This window comes from Bacillus sp. LK2, assembly GCF_001043575.1.
GTDB classification, from domain to species: Bacteria; Bacillota; Bacilli; order Bacillales; family Bacillaceae_G; genus Bacillus_A; species Bacillus_A paramycoides.
Genome location: NZ_LDUK01000070.1, coordinates 1 through 7,297, shown reverse-complemented (window position 1 = coordinate 7,297; position 7,297 = coordinate 1). Strand labels below are relative to the sequence as shown.

Annotated in this window: 7 protein-coding genes and 1 pseudogene; 7 read left to right on the top strand and 1 reads right to left on the bottom strand. The window is 30.5% G+C overall.

From position 1 onward, the window contains the following. From VK90_RS26275 to VK90_RS26250, 5 genes and pseudogenes are all read left to right on the top strand, one after another. Positions 1 to 343 (top strand): MFS transporter (locus VK90_RS26275; RefSeq protein ID WP_048376454.1); only part of this gene is annotated, 343 nt, incomplete at its 5' end. A 23-nt stretch (positions 344 to 366) separates the two neighbouring features. Then, on the top strand, positions 367 to 561 hold the full coding sequence (locus VK90_RS26270; protein ID WP_048376453.1) for a hypothetical protein: 195 nt from the start codon (positions 367 to 369) through the stop codon (positions 559 to 561). A gap of 522 nt (positions 562 to 1,083) precedes the next feature. Beyond that, a pseudogene (locus tag VK90_RS29565) lies at positions 1,084 to 1,443 on the top strand (plasmid recombination protein); the annotation flags it as partial. Between the two features lie 459 nt (positions 1,444 to 1,902). After that, entirely contained in the window at positions 1,903 to 2,523 is a 621-nt protein-coding gene (locus VK90_RS26260; protein ID WP_048376450.1) for a MarR family transcriptional regulator, read from the top strand. Between the two features lie 941 nt (positions 2,524 to 3,464). Then, a complete protein-coding gene (locus VK90_RS26250; RefSeq protein ID WP_048376448.1) occupies positions 3,465 to 4,025 on the top strand; it encodes a MerR family transcriptional regulator in 561 nt (186 codons plus the stop codon). A 276-nt stretch (positions 4,026 to 4,301) separates the two neighbouring features. Here the strand turns inward: VK90_RS26250 and VK90_RS26245 are convergent, their stop codons facing one another. Next, positions 4,302 to 4,889, bottom strand: coding sequence for a DJ-1/PfpI family protein (locus VK90_RS26245; RefSeq protein ID WP_048376446.1), 588 nt, complete (start codon positions 4,887 to 4,889; stop codon positions 4,302 to 4,304). 359 nt (positions 4,890 to 5,248) lie between these two features. Between VK90_RS26245 and VK90_RS26240 the strand changes: the two genes are divergently transcribed. Both VK90_RS26240 and VK90_RS26235 read left to right on the top strand, forming a co-directional pair. Continuing rightward, on the top strand, positions 5,249 to 6,259 hold the full coding sequence (locus VK90_RS26240) for an iron-containing redox enzyme family protein (RefSeq protein WP_048376444.1): 1,011 nt from the start codon (positions 5,249 to 5,251) through the stop codon (positions 6,257 to 6,259). Positions 6,260 to 6,356: 97 nt separating this feature from the next. Beyond that, on the top strand, positions 6,357 to 7,297 hold a 941-nt coding region (locus VK90_RS26235), incomplete at its 3' end, for an MFS transporter (RefSeq protein WP_048376443.1).

Below are 7,297 nucleotides of genomic sequence, written 5' to 3'. Positions count from 1 at the left end.
TTTATCTAGTAATCTATTTTTATTAATTTTAGGACAAAGTCTTTATGTGGGTTCAGTAACATTGTTTCAAATTAATTGGTATTCATTAAGGCAATCTATAACTCCTAAAGATTATTTAGGAAGAGTTTCAGGAGCTTGTCGTGGTATAGCTTATTTTGGTGCGAGTTTAGGTAGTTTCTTAGGTGGCTTTTTATTAGCTAAAATTTCTGTTTCTAATTTATTTCTTATTAATGGCTCTCTCGTTATATTCGTAGCTTTAATTACAATGTTAAGTAAATTACGTTATACAGATACAATTGAAAATTTAGATGTTATGGAAGAACCAAAAGTTAATAAGTTATAGAGATTTATATAGGGGGGATTAAATTGTTGGTATGTGAAGAGCATGTTGTAACTGCTTTAAAGGAATTAGAGATACCTCATATACAAATGTTATTACCAACTACACGTACATGTCATTTCTGTGAAAATTATGCTATATTTTCTTTATATGTATCATCCTTTTGGAAATTACCAGCATATAAAATAAATGATTCTAATTTACAAAAGGTAACATCATAGATTGATACATGAGGTAAATTTTACGTGTATTTAATTTTAAAAATATACGAGGTCAGATAAATACAACAAAAAAGGAATTAAGCGGAATGAGCTAATTCAAAAATATTGATCAGCTTAATTTTTATATAAAAAGAAAAATAAATAGTAATGTCAACGGTAAGCGGACGGAGCATAGCGAAGGAGCATTAAGGAGTTGACATATCCACCACACCCAAACCCTCTTGGTTTGTCAAAACGATTATCGTTTTGACCTGCCAACCGGCGAGGGAGTCCCTCAAGGATTGAGGGGGTGGGGAGTTCGACTGATGGGGTCAAGGGGAAGATTTCCCCTTGTAGGTTCGGACAAGGTCCGAGGTTTTTGCCACTCTAAGAATGGCTCAGTGAGGCCGAAAAGCGTCGCAGACCCCTATCGATTTTGATGCGTTAGCGTCAAAATACGTATAGGGTTACGTCAATTGACACAATTTCGTCGCCTTGCTAGACTTATTGTATCAATTAATCTAGGGGAAGTGGTGGCACTTTATGTTGTTCTCTATCTCATTTAATCAATCTCACCAAAGTTCATTAAGCTATAATAATAGAGAAAATATTCATGGGAATCCTGGCATCGATCTATCCAGGTTAGACGAGAATATCTATTTTGTAAAAAAAGACATTCCAGTTGTATACGATGATATCTTTCAAGAAGCGGTAGACAAATACAATGAGAAATAAAAACGGAATGACTGTAAAATCAAGAATTACTATGACAAAGTAAAAAAAGATATAAAGCACATGTGCAAAGAGAATTGGTTGTATTGTTTGGAGAGAGCAAAGATGACTCGAAGGTATAGGGGAGCGAAAAAAGAAGCGTTAAAACGGTACATGGGGGGTTATATGAAAGGAATTGTATTGGATAAGATGGGGAAAAAGCTGTTGAAGCGCCATTTTGTAGATGATAGATAGTGAGCTTAATGGAGTTCAAAAGTTCTTTAGTGATAAACAAAAAGAGATTGAACAACAAAAGAAGGAACAGTCATTTAAGTATGAAGTCTAAAAAACGAGACTAAGACTTATGGGATAGAGAGTTAAAAGAGTAGATGCTTTCAATTGATGAGGATTAAAGTTTTATGTAGAAATTTGTGGTAAAATGAAAAAAAGAAACTTTGCTGCGAACAAAGTTTCTTAAGAATTTTCCAGGTAGGAAACCACCCTAACCAAGAAAAATGATTCTTAAAATAACTATTCATATTTTATCAAAAAATATATGTTTTGGGAATGATAATATAGTTATTTGTTTTATTAAACATACATAAAAAAATATTGGTTTTGGTTTCCTTCTGGCATAGTGGGAGGGTAACGGTGAATAAAATTTTAGACTTCGGACAAGCTGAAAAAAATGCTAGACAAAGAGATTTAGAGTCTGAAAGAAAACAGTATGAAAATGATTTTGGTTTTTCAAAAGAGGAAATTGAGAAGGCGATGGAAGTAGTTTCTCAAGCAACTGGTGAAGAGTTGTATTTAGGAAAGAAGAAAAAACCATCATCTAAAATTAGATTTTCTCAATTTATTCAAGAAAATTGGAAGTTCTTAAGAGATGAAAAATATTTTACCAGTGAGGAAAAAGTATTTTTAACGGATTTACAATGTAATGTAAGTATGTACTCTAATGCGATCGTAGATGATGTAAAGAAGAAACTTCCTTGTGCGCTAACTATTGTAACAATTGCCGAGGTTTTGAAAACATCAAGACCAAAAGTCAGTAGAGTAGTAAATTCTTTGATTAAAAAAGGTGTCTTAGCAAAATCGATATCAGGAGATTTTAAAGATAGCCAGCAAGCAAAAGATTATGTTTTATTTGTAAATCCAAACATTATTATTTCAGGTAGTAAAGATGACGTTTCAGAACATTTAGTTTTACAATTCAAAAATGTAATGAGTAAAAATACTGTCTTAAGTAAGTTACCAATTAAATTATTTTAGAGCCGTTTTTACGGCTCTTTTTTTATTTGAATTTATTACCAAAAGTACCGTATCAAATTTGATACGGTACCGTATCAAATTTGATACGCTAATAAAAAGTATGAATTGTTGATATTACTAGTCTAAATCTACTTTTTGTATTTATAACTATCTCATTCTATATATATAGCTAAAAGTTCCGCAAGGAACAGGTAGTATTTTTGAGCAAATAATGCTCAAAAATCTCCACCTTCATAATAAAAAAAAGTCGGTTCGTTAATCCTCACCTAAAAGCTAACGCTTTTCTTTTTTTATTATGTCCTTGCAAAACTTTTTTCGGCTCGTGTGCTTTTCTCGCCAAGCCGACAGACAAAAAGCAAAGCAATGGTTTTCGACTTGGACTAGCAAGTATACGAGCCGAACCGCTTAGATCAATCGTTCTAAAATAGTTCTTATTCAAAAAATAGATACGTAATACGTGGGGGTTCGCCCCCACACGACGAGCCAGCACTCTAGCCAAAAAGCAAAAGTAAGATCAAAAGACAAGAATACAATCATAAAAAAGAGTTAACCAGCTATGAATAAGTATTCATAGCTGGTTAACATAACGTCCTATTATCGGTAGCAAGGATAAAGGAGGAACCCTTGTTTTTATAGGGTTCTTTTTTCTTTTCTAGTAAAATTGATATACATGATTTTATACATGGTTGATGTAGCGGGGATTCTAGGGATCCTTGCTATTATTTTTTTGCATAAAATCTTGTATAAATAAAAAAGATTTTAATGTTGGTATCGAGAAGTAATGGATATCGGTGTTAAAATCGATATGTATTTCGAAATCAATTCGTTTTTAAAATCGGTTGTGAAATCAGTTGTAAGTGTATTCCGATTTTGATTAAAATGTTGATTTAATCTTGTTTATAAGTAAAAAACGTATTCCGTTTTTGGGGGAGGAATTAAAAATGGAACTAAAATCGGAAATGTATACACCGAAAATTGTTGCGGATCGTTTAGGGGTGACTCCCGATTTGCTAAAAGTATGGTCAAACGAATTTAATATACAAACGGAGCGAAGTCAGGGAGGGCATCGCAGATACTCGAAGGAAAATATAGAAGAATTAAAAGCTATAAAAGAAAAAATACAGGTGCAAAAATGGTCTTATGATCAAGTTCGGGCATGGCGAAACGGAGAACTTAATTCGTTTGTTTCAAAAGAAGAAAAATCAGAATTAGAAAAGAAATTGGATGAAGTATTAGAAAATCAGCAATTACAAAATCAATTTAATCAAGCACTTGTTCAAAAATTACAGGAGATTACGAATGAATTAGTTACGACAAAAGAACATTTGGTTAATACGGAGAGAAAATTAACGGAAGTAGAAGGTAAAAATATCGAATTAGAAGTTTTTATAGAGAAAAAGTTAGAGAAACGGGATCAGTTATTGCTTGAAAACATTAGAGATATGCAGAAGCAAAATCAGAAACAAAAACGGAAAGGTTTTTTTGGTTTGTTTAAAAATTAAATATGGTTGCTATTCTTTGTAGGGTTCTAATGTCGGAAAAAGAAGAATAGAAATATAGCATAAATATAATAAGGGAATGCAGTACAGATCAGTATACAAGCATTTCCTTGTTCTTAATATGAATGAAAATAAAAAAAGAATCCTAAATTATTAGGATTCTTTTTTTATAATTTGTTTGGATACATAATTTAAGGTATAACTTATTTTTTGAGTTTATAAATAAGTTATTTTTTAATTTTATTGAATTTTCATTATTTAGTCAATTTTTAATTGTAATTAAAAAGAAGTTATTTTATTAGTAGAGCTTATTGGTTCTACAGAGTTCATTACTTTTTCGACCATTTCTTGCCCTGCTTTTTCTTTTATAATCCAATTTACAAGTTCTGTTGCTGCCATACAGCTGGCAGCAGTTGCTATATTTTGATTTACAACAAAACTTTTATTAACAGGAATAGCACCATATTTAGATAAATCTTTCATTCTTGTAGGATATGTTGTAGCAGTTTTATTTTGTAGTAAACCTAAGGCTCCAAGTAATAAGGTTCCAGAACACATTGCACCAATTAATTGTTTTTCTACATCTAACTTTATTGTGTTTAAGTATTCTTCATTATTAAGTAATTTACTTACACCTGTTCCACTTGTGAAAATTACGACATCAGAATGTGGTATTTTATCTAAAGTTCCTGATGTTGGAATTTCAAGTCCTGACATTGAAATATGTGATGTTTTTGTTCCAATAATTTCAACTTTCCAATCTTTTGATTTACCAACTGAATCCCAAGATACTCGATTCAAAAGATCCCAAGGTAAAAAGAGATCAAGATCAGTAAAATCATCAAAAATAACAATAGATATTTGCATTAGTTTCCCTCCTTTTTAAAGATTTAATAATCAGAATATTCAATCTTAATTTTATCAAGCTCGTTTTTTAATTCTGATTATTTACACTTTTTACAATATATAGTATAAATTATATTATCGCACAGATAAAGGGGGTGTAGGGGAATGTTGAAAGTTAAAATTGTAAAAGTAGAGCAAGTAGGAGTTCTTCCTTCTGAATTAGCTGCAGCTGTTACTTGTGCTTAATACTTATAGCTAATTATTAATTAGTCACCTAATTCTTATTGATATTAGGTGACTAATTTTCAGAAAAATCAAAATATTTATAATGATATTTAATATATATTAATTTAATTTTGCAATTTAGGAGATGATTTTTAATGACTACGACTAAAACTATTCCAGAATATCCTCGTCTGAGACATTGTACATTTGTAATTAGACATGATAAAGAAAGTATTTTTATGGTATTTGGAAAAGATTATTATGAAGTGAGTAAGTCTGAAGGTGATTATAAAATTTTTATGTCTTTAAAAAGATATATGGATGGTAGACATTCTATAAAACAAATTAGTGAAAATACTGGTGTAAGAGAAGAAGATGTAAGAGAAATCGTAGGATCTTTAGATGATTTAGGTTTGTTTCGTCAAGAAGAGCAAATTGATAAAATTAAAGCAGATGTATTTTTAAAAGCAGTAAAAGATATTGCTGTTATGTGGTCTCGACAAATAGGATATCATCGTCTATATGCTGAGCTTGAAAGAAATCAACTTCCTAAAGAAGTTTTTATAGGTTTGCTTATTGAGACATATCATTATGTCGCTTCTGCACCTAAGCATATTGCAACAGCAATAGCTCATTGTAATGATAAAAAGTTAGAAGACATTTTAGTTGATTATTTTATTGATGAGCATAATCATGCGGGATTGTTAGCAGAGACTTTAGAAAATTTAGGTGTTCCACGTAAAGTATTAGAAACAGCTAATCCTGGAATTGGAACAACTTCAATGATTAATATGCTTTGTGATATTGGTAGAAATAGTTCACTTGCTTATATTGCTTCTACAGCTTTATTTGAAGCTCGCCAAGATGACTTTGAGCCAGCGAAAAAATCTTTTGAGAAAATTAGTACTCAGTTTGGTTTCAAAGCAGAAGATCTACAACCATTTCTTGAGCATATGCGAGGAGATATAGAAGCTGGACATGAGAGTTTATTAGAAGAAGCTTTAAAAGATAAAGAATATATTACTGCAAAAGAAGCTCATGAAATTGTTAATTTTGTTCATGATGTAAAGCATGCTTTTGATCAATTTCATGATCAAGTTATTGCATATTATAATGATGATGCTTCTTATATACCAAGATTATATGTAGACTATTTTTCTCTATAATAAGTATTAGGTGCTAGTTTTTGTATTATACTAGCACCTAAATTTATTTTTTAGTGAAAATGGTTATTTTCTATATATTGTATTAGGAGGAGTACAGTTGAAAGATAAAAAAATTAGTACAATATTAAATTCAAGTATTTGGAGTCATAAGGAATTTATATATTTATATTTTGGACGTCTTATTGGTTTGTTAGGAAATCAAATATATTTATTAGCTTTACCTTGGCTTGTTTATAATATTTCAAATTCAGGATCTCAAATGGCAATAGTAGCTGGATTTGAAATGTTACCTTATATAATTTTTAGTTTAGTTGGTGGAGTATTATCAGATAAATTAGATAAAAGGAAAATAATGATTTACGGAAATGTTTTAGCAATGATTCCACTATTATTTATTTTTATATTATTTAAAATGGGGAGTATTGAAATATGGCATATTTATGTAGCTAGTATTATTATTTCTAGTTTAGTCGCAATTACAATGCCAGCCTATGAGTCTATTATTCCTTTAATTGTAAATAAAAAGGAACTTGTAAGTGCAAATTCTTTAACAGAGTTAACATTATCTTTAACAACAATATTAGGACCTGCATTTGCTGGAGGAGTTATTAGTATTCTAGGTGCAGATATAGGTGTTTTATTAAATGCTATAGGTTTTTTATTAGCGGGTATCATTTTTTCACAGGTAAAGTTTAAAGATATACAGCATTCAGTTTCTTCTAGTAATTTAAAAGAATTAATTCGTTTTTTTAATGATGGTCTTTCATATTCGATAAAGCATCCTCTTATTAAATGGGGGATATTTATGAGTACTTCTAATAATTTAATTTTAGGTGCTTACGCGGCAATGTTAATTTATTACATGCGAGATAATCTTGGATTTAATGCTAGTCTTACTGGATCTGTTATAGCAATTACTGGGATTGCATCTGCTATAACATCGGCATTTGTTGCCCCTGTATTAGCTGGGAGATTTAGAAAAGGAGTAACCATGATATTTAGTTTGGGGTTATTTGGTGTAGGTGTTATAGTTGTTGG